This window comes from Pseudomonas sp. So3.2b (assembly GCF_019464415.1).
GTDB lineage: Bacteria > Pseudomonadota > Gammaproteobacteria > Pseudomonadales > Pseudomonadaceae > Aquipseudomonas > Aquipseudomonas shahriarae.
Window position 1 is genome coordinate 1,517,550 of record NZ_CP080494.1, and the last position, 16,440, is coordinate 1,533,989.

Genomic DNA, 16,440 nt, shown 5'->3' on the forward strand with positions numbered 1-16,440 from the left:
CAGCTGTGGAGTGATGGATGAAAACCTGGCGTGTGGCTGTGACCGCAATGGTGTTGCTGCTCCTGAGCGGCTGCCTGGTGACCTTCAAGGAGCCCCTTCCGGCCAGCGAGGCCGCACCTGACGCGCTGCTGGGCAAGTGGGCCAGCAGGAACGCCTGGGGCGAACCGCTCGACCTGCAGATCAGCCGCGCTGGACAGCATCGCTACAAGGCGGTGAGCACTTCGCAAACCAACCCGGTCAAGCGCGACGAATATTTGTTCAGCGTGTCCCGCCACGGCAACCGCTGGTACCTGTCGGCACCGCTGCCGGACAAGCTGGGTGGGCATTTTATCCTCGCCGGCTTTGAATTGAATAATGCCCGCGAATTGGTGGTCTACAACCTCGACCCCGAGGCAATCAACCAGGCCATCGCGCAGAAAATCCTGATTGGCAGCCACGTGGATACCGTCGAAGGTGACGGCATATTGATCGACAGCCCCATGAGCCAGATCCTGGCTTACCTGGATGATCCGGCCAACGCCGACGTGTTTGTCGAAGCCGTACGCTATAAACATGTGGGCAAATAACGTTTAAAGAGGGAGCACCGGGTGGACGATTACCAGCAGACGATACGCACCTTGTCCGATCGCATTGTGCTGGCGCAGACACCGATTCGCGTCCTCGACGCCGTGAAGTGGGACGACAACATTCGCAAGGGCTTCCTCCAGGGCAAGGGCAAGCACATGCCGGCCGTGGATCGCGACTATTACCTGAACCGGCCACTGTCGTTCGATTCCAGCAAGGTGAAGCTGGAGTTCCAGAACATCGAGCGCGATATCACCCGCCAATTGGGCCAGTTCAACCCGGTCGGGCAGATCATGCGGCGCATGTGCAAGGAGTACCGCATGGTGGTGCGCATGCTCGAAGCCCGTGGCACCGAGGATTTCGGCCTGATTTCCCAGGAGCTTTACGGCGCCGCCTCCGATGCGTTCCATGCCGGCGACCCGACCCTGGCCGACCTGGGCCTGATGCTTTCCGACTACCTGAATAACATCGACGGTCGTGGCGACCTCAAGGACGAAGCCAAGACCCTGACCGCCAAGGACGCTGTGGGCCTGCTGCAAAGCCGCCTGAACAAAGTGTTTGGCGAAGCCGAAGAAACCATTCGCGTGTTTGAGTCCGACGGCATCGTTGCCGACGCGGCGGCGGGCGCCGACTACATCAAGATCCGCGCCGATGCGATGTTCAACGAGCGGGATGTGCGGGCCCTGGAAGTGCACGAAGGGCTGGTCCATGTGGGCACCACCCTCAATGGCCAGAACCAGCCGATCTGCACCTTCCTGTCCAAGGGCCCACCGTCGTCGACCGTGACCCAGGAAGGCCTGGCAATCTTGATGGAGATCATCACCTTTGCCTCTTACCCCAGCCGCCTGCGCAAGCTGACCAACCGCACCCGCGCGATCCATATGGTGGAAGAGGGCGCCGATTTCCTGCAGGTGTTCGAGTTCTTCCGCGAGCAAGGCTTTGAAATGGCCGAGAGCTACGGCAACGCCAGCCGGGTGTTCCGCGGCTCGACGCCGACGGGGCTGCCGTTTACCAAGGATCTGTCGTACCTCAAGGGCTTTATCATGGTCTACAACTATATCCAGCTGGCCGTGCGCAAGGGCAAGCTGGAGCAGGTGCCGCTGTTGTTCTGCGGCAAGACCACCCTGGAAGACATGCGTACTTTGCGCCAGTTGGTGGACGAAGGCCTGGTGGTGCCGCCCAAATACCTGCCGGATCAGTTCCGTGACATGAACGCGCTGTCGGCATGGATGTGCTTCTCCAACTTCCTCAACCACCTGAGCCTGGACCGGATCGAGGCGGATTACTCCAATATCCTCTGACCAAATCCCATCAACTGTGGGAGCAGGCTTGCCTGCGATCGCGGTCTGTCAGCCACCGGTGGAGTAACTGACAGCCAGCTCCCACAGTTAGTCTTCATTGATTATCAGGGTTGTGTCCCCACCCATTTGCGAGGTTTCAACGGATGAGACTCCTCGGCATTCTATGCCTGCTCCTCACCCTCAATGGCTGCAGCTCGCTGCTGTTCTACCCCGAGCCCGGCCTGCCGTTCAGTCCACAGCAGGCGCGCCTGGAATACCGTGACGTCACCCTGACCACCGCCGATGGCCTGAAGTTGCGGGCCTGGTGGCTGCCAGCCAAGGCCGGCGTGCCGCTCAAGGGCACGGTGCTGCACCTGCACGGTAATGGGGGCAACCTCTCCGGGCACCTGGGCGGCAGTTGGTGGTTGCCGGCCCAGGGCTATCAAGTGCTGATGCTGGACTATCGCGGCTATGGCGTGTCAGAAGGCAAACCTTCGTTGCCGGCCATTTACCAGGATCTGGATGCCGCCTTCCAGTGGCTCGACCAGGCCCCTGAAACCCAAGGGCAGCCGCTGGTGGTCCTCGGCCAGAGCCTGGGCGGGGCGTTGGCCGTGCATTACCTGGCCGCACACCCCGAGCGACAGCCCCGGCTCAAAGCGCTGGTGCTCGATGGCGTGCCCGCCAGTTATCGTGATGTAGGGCAATTCGCCCTGAGCACTTCCTGGCTAACATGGCCGTTCCAGGTGCCGTTGTCGTGGCTGGTGCCAGACGCCGACAGTGCGATCCATGGCATGCCACAGCTGACTGGCGTGCCGAAACTGCTGTTCCACAGTCTGGATGATCCGATCGTGCCGCTTTCCAACGGCATCCGTCTGTATCAAGCTGCGCCGCCGCCAAGGGTGTTGCAACTGACCCGGGGCGGTCACGTGCAGACCTTTGCCGACAAGACCTGGCAAACCGTAATGCTGCGCTATCTTGACGATCCGCAGCATTTCAACGGTTTGCGCCGCCTGGGGGAAATTCCCAATTATCCGGCGGCTGCCAATCCTAAAACCGAATCATCAGAGAGCCCGCAATGAGCGAAGAACGCAACATGATCCCCCTGATCCTCACCGGCATCGGCACCATCATCGGTACCGTTGGCTGCCTGTGGTACTACGGCTACCTGCACTTCGCCAAGCCTGAGGATGCGTTGCTGCTCAGCGACTACACCATGCTCAAGACCGTGCCCGGCGAGGACTACAAAGTTTCCCTGACCCCGGCCCCCCAAGTGGCGCAATGCGTCGACGGTGTGCTGGTGCTGTTCGATACCGAGCAAAAGGGGCTGACGGGCGTGCTGGTAAACAGCAAGAAGCAGGCGGTGCGTTGCATGGGCCAGGAAACCCCGCAACTGCAGGAGTGAGCCTGCCGGTAGTTTTTGGAACCATATTCCGTATGACACCACTGATTGGGTCGTCAGCAGCGCTGACGAGTAACCCTTAATTACGTGGAGTATCACTATGAGTATTAATGGAGTAGGCGGTGGTGGCAGCGGGTTCGGTAACTTCGGCGGCGCCGGCATGGGGGATTCCGGCAATATGGTTGGCAAGGGCGTCGAAGGCGGTCAGCAGCAGGGCGGTATGGACCCTGAAGCGCTGAAGAAACTCCTGGCGCAACTGTTGGGCGGTGCGGGAGGTGCAGGCGGCTCCCAGGGCAGTGGCGGCAGTGGCGGTGCTAACGAGGAAGAGGACCCGCTGCGCAAGCAGATGAGTGGCGATCAGCAGCAAGGCATGCAGATGCCTCAAGAGAACAACAGCCAAATCAATTTCGGCTGATCCGCAGAGTCTGCCCGCAGTTCTTATGCAAAAAAGCCCTGCCTGGAACACAGGCAGGGCTTTCAGACCAGTAGCTGTCAGTCGGTTATTGAACCGAAGAACGTGGCTTGACCGGCTGGTTGTCGTTGGAGATGGTCACTTCAACGCGGCGGTTCATGGCACGGCCCGAAACGCTGGCGTTATCGGCAACCGGGTATGCCTTGCCGTAGCCAGCAGTCACGATGCGGCTTGGGTTAACGCCCATCTTGATCAGTGCAACCTGCACCGAAGTAGCGCGGCGCTCGGACAAGGTCTGGTTGTAGGCATCGCTGCCGGTGCTGTCGGTGTAGCCTTCGACGATGACTTTACGATCCGGGTTTTCCTGGAGGAATTGCGCCAGTTTGTTGATGTTCACCAGGCCGCTGGATTTCAGATCAGCCTTGCTGGTAGCGAACAGCACATCACCAAAGGTCACCAGGGTCCCGCGTTCAGTCTGCTTGGCGTTCAAGCTGCTTTGCAGTTGCTTGATCTGCGCGTCACGGGCTTCGAGCAGGGCGCGGGCACGTTGGTCGCCAGCGTTTTTCAGTTTGGCTTCGGACTCGCGCAGGGCGATGGTGTCCTTGGCCACTTCAACGCGCTGGTTGGTCAGGTAGGCCAGTTGGTCGACCTTCTTCTCGTCTTCCTTGTCACGGTACGCCTTGTCAGCCTTGTCCAGCCATTCGCTGGCGTCCTTGGTTTCCAGGGCGGCGATTTTGGTCGCTTGCGGGTTGGCTTGCAGGGCCGAGAAGTTGGTCCGTGCGTTTTCCAGGTTCGCGTTAGGCGGGGTGGAGCAAGCCGCCAGTGCAACGCTCATCGCCAGCAGGGCAGGGATCATCAATTGTTTACGCATAGTGGTGTCGTCCTTTCAATTCGATTTCGGGTGCGATGCAAACAATGGCGGTGCTTACTTCTGCTGGATCACAGCAGGGCGCATGCCTTCGTTACGCAGCTCCTCAATAGCCTTCTGAGAATCCTTCAGCGCCAGATCGGCCTTGGCAGCCTGGGCCTTGCGCTCTGCCACGCGAGCGTCCCACTCAGCCTGCTCGGCCAGACGACGGGCTTCGTCGTATTTCTTGTCATGCATGGCCAGCTCGGCTTGCTTGAGCTTGTCCTGTGCAGCTTTCATTTCCACGGCAGCGTATTCGGTACCGCCAGCGCTTACAGCGCTGTTCACGGCCGATTGGGTCACTGCGTACTGTTCGGTCGGCGGGTTGCCGGCGCAGCCCGCGAGGACGAAGCTGGTGCCGATTGCCAACGCGGCCAATTTGAGCCCGCGCAGGTGGTTAAACGAGGATTTGGCAGTGCTGGTCTTCATCGTCTTCAACTCCATTAGATAACTCCTGAAAAACATCAAATCCATCTACGGTGTTCAGCGTCTGCGTTTGGCGGTGAAGCTCAGTGTGCCTTTTCAAACGCCTGTTCCAAGTGATGGCTTACTGGCTGTGACCCGAGGCTTTTTTGAATAGTTCAGCCAAAGATGGCGATTTGCCCGAAAAAATATCTGAACAAATCTGACTGAGGGGGCGGCGATAAAAAATCGGAACTTTTGCCACCTGCAGCGGTATGCCGGGCCTATGAAAGGCCCGGTACGCTGGGGGATGGTTTTTATCAGCGAATGTGGATCAGTGTTTCTGATCGTCAGGCGTGGCTGACATGTCGTGCAGGTAGCGCCGTGACAGCGACAGGAAGCGCGGCGTGGGGCCGACGTCTTCATACAGCGGGTCACCCTCTTCATCGGTGGCAACCACATGCTGGCCCCGGATATACGGAAAGCTGGCTTCCAGCTCTTCCAGGGCGGCGCCGATCAGCTCGCCGAGCAATTCCTCGGTGCTGCGCTTGGGGTACATCTCGCGGATGGCCGCTAGCCGGGCAGCGGCCTCTACATCCAGGTGGATGGCATATTCGGTCTTGGTCAGGCGACCCTTGGCGGTTTCTTCCCATTGCTGGGCCAGTTCTCGGATTTTCATGGCAACCTCAGTGATGCCCGGGGTAGCGGGCGGTGATGAGTGACCAGTCGTAGCGTGGATAACGCGACGACGTACCCTTGAGACTAGCTGCAACCGCCAAGGTTTAAAGTTCCTTGTCAGACCAAGGCTTGATCGGCACTCTTAAAGATCAAAGCATCACGGATTCCTGGCTGGAGATTGGCTGATGAGCGATATCGATGCACGTTTGCGTGAAGATGTTCACCTGTTGGGTGAATTGCTGGGCAACACGATTCGAGAACAGTACGGTGATGAGTTCCTCGCCAAGATCGAGCAGATTCGCAAGGGCGCCAAGGCCGATCGCCGGGGCGGGACCACGGATGCGGCGGCCGGTGAAGAACTCAGCGCCAGCCTCAACCAGTTGCAGGAAGACGAGCTGCTGCCGGTAGCACGGGCGTTCAACCAGTTCCTCAACCTGGCCAATATCGCCGAGCAGTACCAACTGATTCATCGGCGCGATGAGTCCCAGCCGGCCCCGTTCGAATCGCGGGTGTTGCCCGAGCTGCTGGCGCGGCTGCAGAGTGAGGGCCACAGCAGCGAATCCCTGGCCCGGCAGTTGGCGCGGCTGGAGATCGAGCTGGTACTCACTGCCCACCCGACCGAAGTCGCGCGCCGCACCCTGATCCAGAAATACGACGCCATCGCCGCACAACTGGCCTTGCAGGATCACCGTGACCTGACCAGCGCCGAGCGCGAGCAGATTCGCCAACGCCTGCAACGGCTGATCGCCGAAGCCTGGCACACCGAAGAAATCCGCCGTACCCGGCCCACCCCGGTGGACGAGGCCAAGTGGGGCTTTGCGGTGATCGAGCATTCGCTGTGGCACGCGATCCCCAACTACCTGCGCAAGGCCGATCAAGCCTTGCACGCCGCCACCGGCCTGCGCCTGCCCCTGGAGGCGGCGCCGATCCGCTTCGCCTCGTGGATGGGCGGCGACCGTGACGGCAACCCCAATGTGACGGCGCCGGTGACCCGTGAAGTGCTGCTGCTGGCGCGCTGGATGGCGGCAGATCTGTATTTACGGGATATCGACCACCTGGCCTCGGAACTGTCCATGCAGCAGGCCAGCCCTGAGTTGCAGGCCAAGGTCGGCGACAGCGTCGAACCTTATCGAGCCTTGCTCAAACAACTGCGCGAACGCCTGCGCGCCACCCGCAATTGGGCGCACGCGGCGTTGACCGGCAGCCTCCCGGCGCCAGCCGATGTGCTGCAAAACAATCGTGACCTGCTGGAGCCGCTGGAGCTGTGCTACCAGTCCCTGCACGCCTGCGGCATGGGCGTGATTGCCGACGGCCCGCTCCTCGATTGCCTGCGCCGTGCAGTGACATTCGGCCTGTTCCTGGTGCGCCTGGATGTACGCCAGGACTCCAGCCGGCATTCGGCGGCGATGACCGAAATCACCGATTACCTGGGTCTGGGTCGCTATGAGGACTGGGACGAAGACGCGCGCATCACCTTCCTGATGAAGGAGTTGGCCAATCGTCGCCCGTTGTTGCCGGGGTATTTCAAGCCTTCGGCCGATACCGCCGAAGTGCTCAATACCTGTAAGGAAATCGCCGCTGCGCCGGCGGCTTCCCTCGGTTCCTACGTCATCTCCATGGCGGGCGCGGCATCCGATGTGCTGGCAGTGCAGTTGCTGCTCAAGGAGTCCGGGGTGCAGCGGCCGATGCGTGTGGTGCCGTTGTTCGAGACCCTGGCCGACCTGGACAACGCCGGCCCGGTAATCGAGCGCCTGTTGCTGCTGCCCGGTTATCGCGCGCGGTTGCAAGGCCCGCAGGAAGTGATGATCGGCTATTCGGACTCGGCCAAGGACGCTGGCACCACGGCTGCGGCCTGGGCCCAGTACCGGGCGCAGGAACGTCTGGTGGATATCTGTCGCGAGCAGCAGGTGGAACTGTTGTTGTTCCATGGTCGCGGCGGCACCGTGGGCCGTGGCGGCGGCCCGGCCCATGCGGCGATTCTGTCGCAGCCACCGGGCTCGGTAGCCGGGCGTTTCCGCACCACCGAGCAGGGCGAGATGATTCGTTTCAAGTTCGGCTTGCCGGATATCGCTGAGCAGAACCTCAATCTGTACCTGGCCGCAGTGCTGGAGGCGACCTTATTGCCACCGCCACCACCGGAGCCGGCCTGGCGCCATTTGATGGATGAATTGGCGGCTGATGGTGTCAGCGCCTATCGCGCAGTGGTGCGGGAAAATCCGCAGTTCGTCGAGTATTTCCGCCAGTCCACCCCCGAGCAGGAACTGGGCCGCTTGCCCCTGGGCAGTCGCCCGGCCAAGCGCCGTGCCGGCGGCATCGAGAGCCTGCGTGCAATCCCGTGGATCTTCGGCTGGACCCAGACCCGCCTGATGCTGCCGGCCTGGCTCGGCTGGGAAGCGGCATTGAGCAAGGCCCTGGAGCGCGGCGAAGGTGAATTGCTGGGGCAGATGCGCGAACAATGGCCGTTCTTCCGCACCCGTATCGACATGCTGGAAATGGTCCTGGCCAAGGCTGACGCCGATATCGCCCGGCTCTATGACCAGCGTCTGGTGCAAGCCGACCTGTTGCCATTGGGTGCGCATTTGCGCGACCTATTGTCGCAGGCCTGCGCCGTGGTGCTTGGCCTGACCGGCCAGTCGCAGCTGCTGGCCCATAGCCCCGACACCCTGGAGTTCATCCGCCTGCGCAACACCTACCTCGACCCGTTGCACCTGTTGCAGGCCGAACTGCTGGCCCGCTCCCGCCAGCAGGAGGCGACACAGGACAGCCCTCTGGAACAGGCGCTGCTGGTGTCCGTGGCCGGTATTGCCGCCGGGCTGCGTAACACCGGCTGACATTTCTGGCGTGTTCTCAAGGGCTTGCACACAAAACCGCCGGCTGACCCGAAAGGGCTGTGCCGGCGGTTTTGTGTCCGGGTTGCACCAAGGGATACCGCGACCAAAAGGCTTGTGTGGTGCGGGTTCTTCCGACTTTTGGCGGCTTGTGTGGTTAGGGCTCGCTGTGTATCTTGATCAGCCTTTGGCCGGTTGGGCGGCCTGGATTCGTATTTTTACGAGCATATTCTACGAGATTGGCCCCACGCGGCGAATCCGAGCGTCATCTCTATAAAAAATTGAGGAGCACATCGATGCGCGTCATTCTGCTGGGAGCTCCCGGGGCCGGTAAAGGTACTCAGGCAAAGTTCATCACTGAAAAGTTCGGCATTCCACAAATCTCCACTGGCGACATGCTGCGCGCTGCCGTCAAGGCCGGCACCGAGCTGGGCCTGATCGCCAAGAGCGTGATGGACAGCGGTGGCCTGGTCTCCGACGACCTGATCATCAACCTGGTCAAGGAACGCATCAGCCAGGACGACTGCAAGAACGGTTTCCTGTTCGACGGTTTCCCACGCACCATTCCCCAGGCCGAAGCCCTGGTGAAAGCCGGCGTCGAGCTGGACGCTGTGGTTGAAATCGCCGTTGAAGATGAAGAGATCGTCCAGCGTATCGCCGGTCGCCGCGTTCACGAAGCCTCGGGCCGCGTCTACCACATCGTCTACAACCCGCCAAAAGTGGCTGGCAAGGATGATGTGACCGGTGATGACCTGGTGCAGCGCAAAGACGACACTGAAGAAACCGTGCGTCATCGCCTGTCGGTCTACCACTCCCAGACCAAGCCGCTGGTAGAGTTCTACCAGAAGCTGTCGGCTGCCCAGGGCAAGCCGAAATACAGCCACATCCCGGGCGTTGGCTCGGTGGAAGCCATCACCGCCAAGGTGCTGGAAGCGCTGAACTGATCTGACGATTGGCTTGACGTTCAACGGCCCGCTTGCGGGCCGTTGTTGTTTATACTGGCGCACTTTTTTTCGATTTGGACACCCATACCGATGAGCACCCTGCTGGCCCTGGACACCGCGACTGAAGCTTGCTCCGTTGCCCTGCTGCATAACGGCAAGGTCACGAGCCACTATGAGGTGATCCCGCGCCTGCACGCGCAAAAGCTGCTGCCGATGATCAAGCAGCTATTGCTCGATGCCGGCACCACCCTGTCGGCGGTAGACGCCATCGCCTTTGGCCGCGGCCCGGGTGCATTCACCGGCGTGCGCATCGCCATCGGTGTGGTGCAGGGCCTGGCGTTTGCCCTGGAGCGGCCGGTACTGCCGGTGTCCAACCTGGCCGTGTTGGCCCAGCGTGCGTTGCGTGAACATGGCGCACGCCAGGTCGCGGCCGCCATTGATGCGCGGATGGATGAGGTCTATTGGGGCTGCTACCGCGAAACCGCTGGTGAGATGCGCCTGGTCGGCGTCGAGGCCGTGCAGCCGCCCGAGGCCGCCGCGTTGCCGGCCGATGCCAGTGGCGACTGGTTTGGCGCTGGTACGGGGTGGGGTTATGGCGAACGTATCGCCGTGGCCACGGCCGGCCAGGATGCCGGGATGTTGCCCCATGCCGAAGACCTGCTGAGCCTGGCGCGTTTTGCCTGGGAGCGCGGCGAGGCGATCCCGGCTGATCAGGCCGCTCCGGTGTACCTGCGCGATAAAGTGGCACAGACCAAGGCCGAGCGCGGGCTCTAGGCTTATTGCGCTCAGCCTCTAGTGTGGGAGCTGTCGAGCCCCACCGTTGATCGCAGGCAATTCGCGCCAATCGTCAGAATTTGCCCCTGGGTTTAAACCTTTGCCCGTTTATGTGTTCTAGTTATCACCAGAGCATTTGCGTGCCAAGGAAAGTGCCGCTAAATTGCCATCATTGATAGCGGATCTGCATGTATGCGTATAGACGGCTTTTCTACCCAGTCCTACCCCCTCAAGCGCAAGCCACGCAAGGCGAACGTGACGGTAGACGAGTCCGTCGAAGAATCCCCCGACTTTATTGAAGTCCAGCCCGAAACCTCCCAGGGCGCGGCAGTTTCCGCCCGTGCCCAAGGTGCCAGCGGTTCGCGTATCGGCGGCGTTCCGGCCCGCCAGCAAGACATGATCTTCCCGCGCTCCATGAGCAAAAACGTCGCTACGGCCCTGGCCAGCTACCTGACCACTGCCGGCTTTGTCGAATGGGATATGGAAGTGCTGGGTCTCGATATCCACATCTGATGCTGTTGCCTTATTTCCTCGGTTGCCCGTCCTGGAGTGAAAACGCCTGGCGCGAGTACCTGTATCCGCAAGACGCCCGCGCCACGGATTTTCTCGGGCTGTATTGCCAAGTGTTCAATGCCTGCGAAGGCAACACCACCTTCTACGCGCGGCCCTCGGTGGCCACCGTGCAGCGTTGGGCCGAGATCATGCCCGCGCACTTTCGGTTTACCGCCAAATTTCCCGGTGATATCAGCCACAGTGCCGACCTGCGCGAACAGTTGCCCGCCGCCGAAAGCTTTCTTGGCTTGATGAGCCCGCTGGGCGAGCGGGTGTCGCCGTTGTGGCTGCAACTGCCGGCCAGCTTCACCCCGCAGCGGCTGGGGGAGCTGGCAGGGTTTATCGACGGCCTGGAGCGCCCGTTGGCGGTGGAGGTGCGTCATCGTGAGTTCTTCGCCAAGGGTGACGCCGAGCGCAGCCTCAACCGCCTGCTGCGTGATCGCGGGGTCGAGCGTATCTGCCTGGATCCACGAGCTTTGTTCAGTTGCACGTCGACTTCGGCAGCGGTGCTCCACGCCCAATCGAAAAAGCCCAAGGTACCGCCCCGGCCAGCGGCGTTGACCCAGTTTCCCCAGGTACGCTTTATCGGCCACCCGGACCTGGAAGCCAACGACCCGTTCCTCGTGCCGTGGCTTGAGAAAGTCGCAGGCTGGATTGAGGAGGGGCGCACGCCTTATGTGTTCCTGCACACCTCGGATAACCGCCTGGCGGCCCAACTGGCCATACGCTTTCATCAGCAATTGATGGAGCGGTTGCCGGGGTTGCCGGCGCTGGCGCAGTTGCATCGGGAACCCGCGGTGGAGCAACTGGGGTTACTCTAGGGTTTTTTTGTGCCTGGAGTCAGTCATGGATGCCCAAACCCTTCGCGCCGAATCCTTTCGAGCCCTGCACGAGCGTGATCGTGCATTCGTGATGCCCAACCCGTGGGACGCCGGTTCCGCCAAGATGCTCGCCAGCCTCGGTTTTGAAGCCCTGGCCACTACCAGCGCGGGTTTTGCCTTCAGTCTGGGGCGTCCGGATGCTGAAGGCGCGCTATCGCTGGAGGATACTCTGGGCAACGCCGGGATGATCGTTCAGGCCACCTCGCTGCCGGTGGCGGCGGACCTGGAAAACGGCTTCAGCGATACGCCTCAAGGTTGTGCCCAGAGCCTGTTGCGGGCAGCCGCTACCGGCATTGTCGGCGGTTCTATCGAAGACGCTACCGGGATTGCGGTCGACCCGATCTACCCCTTTGATCTGTCGGTTGAACGCATCGAGACTGCCGTCGCTGCGGCACGCAGCTTGCCATTTCCCTTCATGCTGACGGCCCGTGCGGAAAACCTCCTACATGGTCGCCTGGATTTTCCCGACACTATTCGCCGTTTGCAGGCCTACGCCGAAGCGGGTGCCGACGTGCTTTATGCTCCAGGCCTGCGCAGTGCTGAGGAAGTATTGGCGGTGGTGCGGGCGGTGGCGCCAAAACCGGTGAATGTGTTGATGTCAGGTGGCCTCAAGCTCTCGGTGGCGCAACTGAGCGAGATGGGCGTCAAGCGCATCAGCGTCGGCTCGGCCATGGCCCTGGCGGCCTATGGGGAGTTCTTCAGGGCCGCGCGGGAGGTTCAGGAACTGGGAACCTTTACCTTTACCGAGCGCTCGATGCCGTTCAGCCAGGCAAATCAGTTGTGCAAGGGTTGAGACGTGGCTTTTTTCAAAGTGTTGGGTGTGTTGCTGCTACTCGCCGGCGGCCTACTCGTAGGCATCTGGCGCGGCTGGGTGCCGCTGCCCGCTGAGTGGAACCCCTGGGCGCCCTTGGATGTGCAAGCTGCGCCTAACCTGCTGACCCGCTTCAAACTGGGGCGCTTGCAGGACGATCCCGCCCTGTGCGACCAGGTGCTGAAAACCTCCGGGTTGCGGGTCAGCCATCAAGCGGACAGCCCGGCGGATGCGGCTTGCCCATTGCGCAACACGTTGCGGGTTCAGGGCGCGGAGGTGGGGTTGAGCAGCAGTTTTCTCGCCAGTTGCCCCTTGGCGGTGGCGTTTGCCCTGTTCGAGCGCCACAGCTTGCAGCCGGCTGCCCAGGCGGTGTTTGGCCAGGCGGTGACGCGGGTCGATCACCTCGGCAGTTTTGCCTGCCGCAACATGTATGGGCGGGCTGAAGGGCGACTCAGCCAGCATGCCTCGGCCAATGCCCTGGACATTGCCGGGTTTCGCCTGGCGGATGGGCGCAGCATCAATGTGTTGAAGGATTGGCCAGGAGAGGGTGCCAGCGCACGCTTTCTGCGGCAGGTGCGCGACAGTGCGTGCAATGATTTCAACGTGGTCTTGAGCCCGGATTACAACGCCGCCCATCGCAACCATTTCCATTTGGATATGGGGCGTTGGTGGGTGTGCCGCTAAGGGTCAGGCCGCCAGGCGCAGGTTGTTGAGGATCAATGGGCGGGCCCAGCCGCAATCGAAGTCCAGGGCCTTTTGCTGTTGCACCAGTTCCTCGTCGGGGTATGGCTCGGCCGCCGGTGGCAGCAGGTCCAGTTCGAATTCGGCAATCGGCAGGAACAGCGGCTTGGGTTGCGGCGCCGGGCCTGGCTCGGGCAATGGCTGGCCGGCGGTCAGGACGATCGGCCGTACCCAGCCACTCTCGAAGTTCTGCTGGCGTTGCTGGGCAACGATTTCATCCTCCGGGAACGGCACGGCCGCCGGTGGCAGCAGGTCCAGTTCGAACTCGGCAATCGGCAGGAACAGTGGCTCAGGCGGGGCGATCTCGGTGTCCTGGACATCGCAATGACGCTGGGTGACGATTTGCGTCAGCAGGTCGCTGCCGGCGCTGGGTTCGACCGAGGCATCCACCGGCACCGGATCGGCGGCCAGCTGCGCACCTGGCTCCTGGCCAAACTGCTCGGCCAACGCCCGGGCGAAGAAGTCCTGCCACACATGACTGACGCCGGCCAGCGCTTGGGTATTGCGCAGGCCGAAGTGGTTGTGGGTCGGCAGGACACCGGTGAATAGGGAATGAATGTCTGACATTTCTCTCGGTCGACGCTCAGGGTCTGGCAAAATGCCTGATCCTTTTTTATCGGCCGCTGTTTGCCGATCCTTAATATTTTTGAGCGTAGTAAACGATGAGCGAACAACCCGCGGCCAGCCGCATTCGGGTCGAGGCCTTGACCGACGGTTTTCAGGCCCGTGCCCAGCACTGGGCCGAGCAGCTCGGTTTGCCTGTGCAACTGGCGGACGCCGATTTTGCCCTGCAAGTGGGTGAGCATGGCCTGCAGCTGCAACAGCTGGGCCCGGATGCGCCTGGCCCGGTGCGGGTGGATTTTGTCGAGGGCGGTGCTGCCCATCGGCGGCTCTATGGGGGTGGCAGCGGGCAGATGATTGCCAAGGCGGTGGGGGTCTCCCAAGGCGTGCGCCCGCGAGTGCTGGATGCCACGGCCGGCCTGGGTAAGGATGCCTTCGTGCTGGCCAGCCTGGGCTGCGAGATGAGCCTGATCGAACGTCAGCCGTTGATCGGTGCCTTGCTCGAAGATGGCCTGGCGCGTGGGGCGGAGGATTTTGAAGTGGCGCCGATTGTTGCGCGGATGACCCTGCTCAAGGGCAATTCCATCGAGGTGATGCGTAATTGGGAAGGTGAGCCGCCGCAGGTGATCTACCTCGACCCAATGTTTCCCCATCGGGAGAAAACCGCCCTGGTGAAGAAGGAAATGCGCCTGTTCCGCCCGCTGGTGGGTGACGATCCGGATGCCCCGGCATTGCTCGCGGCGGCCTTGGCCCTGGCCAGCCACCGGGTGGTGGTGAAGCGCCCACGCAAGGCGCCGTGCATTGAGGGGCCCAAGCCGAGCCATGCGCTGGATGGCAAATCCAGCCGGTACGATATTTATCCGAAGAAAGCGCTCAAGGCCGGTACGCCCGCATAAACAATCCCACCACTTCCTGCACATGCTCCTCGGCGGCCGCTTCGCTCAAGCGTTCGCCGCAGCCATACAGCAAGCAGAAGTTTGCCGTGCCCTTGAGCAGGCAAAAGAAGTGCTCGGCTGCGGTAAACGGCTTGTCGATGCGCAATGCGCCACTTTGATTGATCTTGCCCAGCAGGCGCTCCATGCCCTGCAACATCCGCATGGGGCCGGCTTCGAAGAAGATCTGCGACAGCTTCGGATCCTGATTGCCTGAGGTCATCATCAGGCGATGCAGGTTCACCGATTCCTCGCTGTTGATCAGCAGGTGAAAGCCTCGGGCGATGTTCAGCAGCACCTTCTCCACTGGCACGTCGTCCGGCAACTCGAAATACATCACCGGCAGTTGTGCTTCGCACTTGGCTTCGACGGCGGCGGTGAACAGCGTTTCCTTGTCGGTGAAGTGGCTGTAGACCGTCAGTTTCGACACGCCAGCCTCAACGGCCACGGCATCCATGCTGGTACTCGCGTAACCATTGCTCAAAAACAGGATTTTCGCCGCGTCGAGGATTGCCTGGCGTTTTGCCATGTCCTTGGGACGCCCGGGGCTATTGGTGTTTACAGGATTGTCGGACATTTTCACTTTAATACTGGACTGGTGAGTTTGGTATTAATAACATACTGGCCAGTATAATTACTCCAAGCACCATTTGCGAAAGGTCCTTCAGCATGCGCAGCATTTTTCTGCACCTCGCGTTGCCTGCCAGCCTTGCTCTTTTATTGGCTGCCTGCGGCCATGAAGAAGCGGCCCAAACCACCGTCCGCCCGGCCATGGTGGTGCAGCCACAGCCCTCGGCGCTGGCAATGGACAGTTATCCAGGCGAGGTTCGCGCCCGTTATGAGCCGGACCTGGCCTTTCGCATTGGTGGCAAAGTCAGTCGCCGGCTGGTGGAGGAGGGCGAGCGCGTCAAGGCCAACCAGCCGCTGGCAGAGCTCGACCCCCAGGATGTACGCCTGCAACTGCAGGCCACCCGTGCCCAGGTCACGGCAGCCGAGGCCAACCTGAGCCTGGTACGGGCCGAGCGTGATCGCTACAAGACCCTGATGGACCGTCAGATGGTCAGCCGTTCCCAGTACGACAATTCCGAAAACCTCTACCGTTCTGGGGTCGCACGCCTGCAGCAGATCAAGGCTGAATTCGACGTGGCCAATAACCAGGCCGGCTATGCCGTGCTGCGCGCCCCCCAGGATGGCGTGGTCGCCAAGCGTGCAGTGGAAGTCGGGCAAGTGGTGTCGGCCGGGCAGACCGTGTTCACCCTGGCCACCGATGGCGAGCGTGAAGTGTTGATCAGCTTCCCGGAGCAGAGCTTCGGTCGCTTCAAGGTCGGCCAGCCGGTCTCCGTGGAGCTGTGGAGCCAGCCCGACCAACGCTTCGAGGGGCGCATTCGCGAGCTGTCGCCGGCGGCCGATCCCAAGTCGCGCACCTTCGCCGCCCGTGTCGCCTTCAACGCCGGCAAAGTCCCGGCGGAGCTGGGGCAGAGCGCGAGGGTCTTTATCCAGGCCAACGGCGTGATTCCGTTGTCGGTGCCGCTGTCTGCCCTCAGCGCAGAGAACGGCGCGTCCTACGTCTGGCTGGTCAAGCCGGATAACACCCTCAAGCGCACGGCGGTGCGCATCGGCGCGTTCGGCGAAAAAAGCGTACCGGTGCTTGAAGGCCTGAGCCCCTCCGACTGGGTGATTGCCGCCGGTGTCCATGTGCTCCATGAGGGCCAGCAAGTACGCCCGGTGGATCGCTCCAACCGGGTGGTGAATCTGGCGGCCAACAAGGAGTAGT

General features: G+C 61.6%; 19 protein-coding genes. 14 read left to right on the forward strand and 5 right to left on the reverse strand.

All coding sequences use genetic code 11. The annotated features are described in order from the left end of the window. Positions 1-17 precede the first annotated feature (17 nt). The 5 genes from K1X80_RS06690 (at position 18) to K1X80_RS06710 (ending at position 3,658) form a co-directional block, all read left to right on the forward strand. Complete coding sequence (locus tag K1X80_RS06690; protein ID WP_220172746.1) at positions 18-566, forward strand: hypothetical protein; 549 nt, start codon at positions 18-20, stop codon at positions 564-566. Between the two features lie 21 nt (positions 567-587). After that, positions 588-1,865 (forward strand): flavohemoglobin expression-modulating QEGLA motif protein, encoded by a 1,278-nt coding sequence (locus K1X80_RS06695; RefSeq protein ID WP_057441794.1) that lies wholly within the window; start codon positions 588-590, stop codon positions 1,863-1,865. A 143-nt stretch (positions 1,866-2,008) separates the two neighbouring features. Next, entirely contained in the window at positions 2,009-2,923 is a 915-nt protein-coding gene (locus tag K1X80_RS06700) for an alpha/beta hydrolase (protein ID WP_057958671.1), read from the forward strand. Continuing rightward, a complete protein-coding gene (locus K1X80_RS06705; protein ID WP_057441790.1) occupies positions 2,920-3,246 on the forward strand; it encodes a hypothetical protein in 327 nt (108 codons plus the stop codon). The genes K1X80_RS06700 and K1X80_RS06705 overlap by 4 nt, the downstream gene beginning before the upstream one ends. A 97-nt stretch (positions 3,247-3,343) precedes the next feature. Beyond that, the gene (locus tag K1X80_RS06710) at positions 3,344-3,658 is read left to right on the forward strand and encodes a hypothetical protein (protein ID WP_057958672.1); all 315 of its coding nucleotides are present in this window, start codon (positions 3,344-3,346) and stop codon (positions 3,656-3,658) included. A gap of 85 nt (positions 3,659-3,743) precedes the next feature. On the opposite strand, the gene K1X80_RS06715 is transcribed toward K1X80_RS06710, so the two are convergent. The 3 genes from K1X80_RS06715 to K1X80_RS06725 form a co-directional block, all read right to left on the reverse strand. Then, a complete protein-coding gene (locus tag K1X80_RS06715) occupies positions 3,744-4,526 on the reverse strand; it encodes an OmpA family protein (protein WP_057958673.1) in 783 nt (260 codons plus the stop codon). 54 nt (positions 4,527-4,580) lie between these two features. Beyond that, positions 4,581-5,006, reverse strand: coding sequence for a DUF4398 domain-containing protein (locus tag K1X80_RS06720; RefSeq protein WP_057441784.1), 426 nt, complete (start codon positions 5,004-5,006; stop codon positions 4,581-4,583). A 292-nt stretch (positions 5,007-5,298) separates the two neighbouring features. Next, positions 5,299-5,643, reverse strand: a complete 345-nt coding sequence (locus K1X80_RS06725) for a hypothetical protein (RefSeq protein WP_057441782.1) — start codon at positions 5,641-5,643, stop codon at positions 5,299-5,301. 184 nt (positions 5,644-5,827) lie between these two features. Here K1X80_RS06725 and ppc point away from each other — a divergent pair, with 184 nt between their 5' ends. From ppc to K1X80_RS06760, 7 genes are all read left to right on the forward strand, one after another. Next, positions 5,828-8,473, forward strand: a complete 2,646-nt coding sequence (gene ppc, locus K1X80_RS06730) for a phosphoenolpyruvate carboxylase (protein WP_057441780.1) — start codon at positions 5,828-5,830, stop codon at positions 8,471-8,473. Positions 8,474-8,766: 293 nt separating this feature from the next. Then, complete coding sequence (gene adk / locus K1X80_RS06735) at positions 8,767-9,414, forward strand: adenylate kinase (RefSeq protein ID WP_057441778.1); 648 nt, start codon at positions 8,767-8,769, stop codon at positions 9,412-9,414. 90 nt (positions 9,415-9,504) lie between these two features. Further along, positions 9,505-10,188 (forward strand): tRNA (adenosine(37)-N6)-threonylcarbamoyltransferase complex dimerization subunit type 1 TsaB, encoded by a 684-nt coding sequence (gene tsaB / locus K1X80_RS06740; RefSeq protein WP_057958675.1) that lies wholly within the window; start codon positions 9,505-9,507, stop codon positions 10,186-10,188. 192 nt (positions 10,189-10,380) lie between these two features. Further along, positions 10,381-10,701 (forward strand): hypothetical protein, encoded by a 321-nt coding sequence (locus K1X80_RS06745; RefSeq protein ID WP_057441774.1) that lies wholly within the window; start codon positions 10,381-10,383, stop codon positions 10,699-10,701. After that, positions 10,701-11,561, forward strand: coding sequence for a DUF72 domain-containing protein (locus K1X80_RS06750; protein WP_057441772.1), 861 nt, complete (start codon positions 10,701-10,703; stop codon positions 11,559-11,561). The genes K1X80_RS06745 and K1X80_RS06750 overlap by 1 nt, the downstream gene beginning before the upstream one ends. Positions 11,562-11,586: 25 nt before the next feature. Further along, positions 11,587-12,414 carry an oxaloacetate decarboxylase gene (locus K1X80_RS06755; RefSeq protein ID WP_120731785.1) on the forward strand — a complete coding sequence of 276 codons (828 nt, stop codon included), beginning with the start codon at positions 11,587-11,589 and terminating at the stop codon, positions 12,412-12,414. 3 nt (positions 12,415-12,417) lie between these two features. Further along, entirely contained in the window at positions 12,418-13,116 is a 699-nt protein-coding gene (locus K1X80_RS06760) for an extensin family protein (protein WP_120731787.1), read from the forward strand. Positions 13,117-13,119: 3 nt separating this feature from the next. Here K1X80_RS06760 and K1X80_RS06765 read toward each other — a convergent pair whose 3' ends face one another. After that, positions 13,120-13,740, reverse strand: a complete 621-nt coding sequence (locus tag K1X80_RS06765; protein ID WP_220172747.1) for an energy transducer TonB — start codon at positions 13,738-13,740, stop codon at positions 13,120-13,122. A 95-nt stretch (positions 13,741-13,835) separates the two neighbouring features. On the opposite strand from K1X80_RS06765, the gene K1X80_RS06770 reads away from it, so the two are divergent. Continuing rightward, entirely contained in the window at positions 13,836-14,630 is a 795-nt protein-coding gene (locus K1X80_RS06770) for a class I SAM-dependent methyltransferase (RefSeq protein WP_220172748.1), read from the forward strand. Here K1X80_RS06770 and K1X80_RS06775 read toward each other — a convergent pair. Continuing rightward, positions 14,608-15,243 (reverse strand): TetR/AcrR family transcriptional regulator, encoded by a 636-nt coding sequence (locus K1X80_RS06775; protein WP_057958679.1) that lies wholly within the window; start codon positions 15,241-15,243, stop codon positions 14,608-14,610. The genes K1X80_RS06770 and K1X80_RS06775 overlap by 23 nt on opposite strands. A 92-nt stretch (positions 15,244-15,335) precedes the next feature. On the opposite strand from K1X80_RS06775, the gene K1X80_RS06780 reads away from it, so the two are divergent. After that, on the forward strand, positions 15,336-16,439 hold the full coding sequence (locus K1X80_RS06780; RefSeq protein ID WP_120731791.1) for an efflux RND transporter periplasmic adaptor subunit: 1,104 nt from the start codon (positions 15,336-15,338) through the stop codon (positions 16,437-16,439). Position 16,440 lies beyond the last annotated feature (1 nt).

What these genes read in the sequence shown, in the direction of transcription:
- K1X80_RS06690 (WP_220172746.1), top strand. Translation starts at nt 18, where the DNA reads ATGAAAACCTGGCGTGTGGCTGTGACCGCAATGGTGTTGCTGCTCCTG.
- K1X80_RS06700 (WP_057958671.1), top strand. Translation starts at nt 2,009, where the DNA reads ATGAGACTCCTCGGCATTCTATGCCTGCTCCTCACCCTCAATGGCTGC.
- K1X80_RS06705 (WP_057441790.1), top strand. Translation starts at nt 2,920, where the DNA reads ATGAGCGAAGAACGCAACATGATCCCCCTGATCCTCACCGGCATCGGC.
- K1X80_RS06710 (WP_057958672.1), top strand. Translation starts at nt 3,344, where the DNA reads ATGAGTATTAATGGAGTAGGCGGTGGTGGCAGCGGGTTCGGTAACTTC.
- K1X80_RS06715 (WP_057958673.1), bottom strand. Translation starts at nt 4,526, where the DNA reads ATGCGTAAACAATTGATGATCCCTGCCCTGCTGGCGATGAGCGTTGCA.
- K1X80_RS06720 (WP_057441784.1), bottom strand. Translation starts at nt 5,006, where the DNA reads ATGGAGTTGAAGACGATGAAGACCAGCACTGCCAAATCCTCGTTTAAC.
- K1X80_RS06725 (WP_057441782.1), bottom strand. Translation starts at nt 5,643, where the DNA reads ATGAAAATCCGAGAACTGGCCCAGCAATGGGAAGAAACCGCCAAGGGT.
- ppc (WP_057441780.1), top strand. Translation starts at nt 5,828, where the DNA reads ATGAGCGATATCGATGCACGTTTGCGTGAAGATGTTCACCTGTTGGGT.
- adk (WP_057441778.1), top strand. Translation starts at nt 8,767, where the DNA reads ATGCGCGTCATTCTGCTGGGAGCTCCCGGGGCCGGTAAAGGTACTCAG.
- tsaB (WP_057958675.1), top strand. Translation starts at nt 9,505, where the DNA reads ATGAGCACCCTGCTGGCCCTGGACACCGCGACTGAAGCTTGCTCCGTT.
- K1X80_RS06745 (WP_057441774.1), top strand. Translation starts at nt 10,381, where the DNA reads ATGCGTATAGACGGCTTTTCTACCCAGTCCTACCCCCTCAAGCGCAAG.
- K1X80_RS06750 (WP_057441772.1), top strand. Translation starts at nt 10,701, where the DNA reads ATGCTGTTGCCTTATTTCCTCGGTTGCCCGTCCTGGAGTGAAAACGCC.
- K1X80_RS06755 (WP_120731785.1), top strand. Translation starts at nt 11,587, where the DNA reads ATGGATGCCCAAACCCTTCGCGCCGAATCCTTTCGAGCCCTGCACGAG.
- K1X80_RS06765 (WP_220172747.1), bottom strand. Translation starts at nt 13,740, where the DNA reads ATGTCAGACATTCATTCCCTATTCACCGGTGTCCTGCCGACCCACAAC.
- K1X80_RS06770 (WP_220172748.1), top strand. Translation starts at nt 13,836, where the DNA reads ATGAGCGAACAACCCGCGGCCAGCCGCATTCGGGTCGAGGCCTTGACC.
- K1X80_RS06775 (WP_057958679.1), bottom strand. Translation starts at nt 15,243, where the DNA reads ATGTCCGACAATCCTGTAAACACCAATAGCCCCGGGCGTCCCAAGGAC.
- K1X80_RS06780 (WP_120731791.1), top strand. Translation starts at nt 15,336, where the DNA reads ATGCGCAGCATTTTTCTGCACCTCGCGTTGCCTGCCAGCCTTGCTCTT.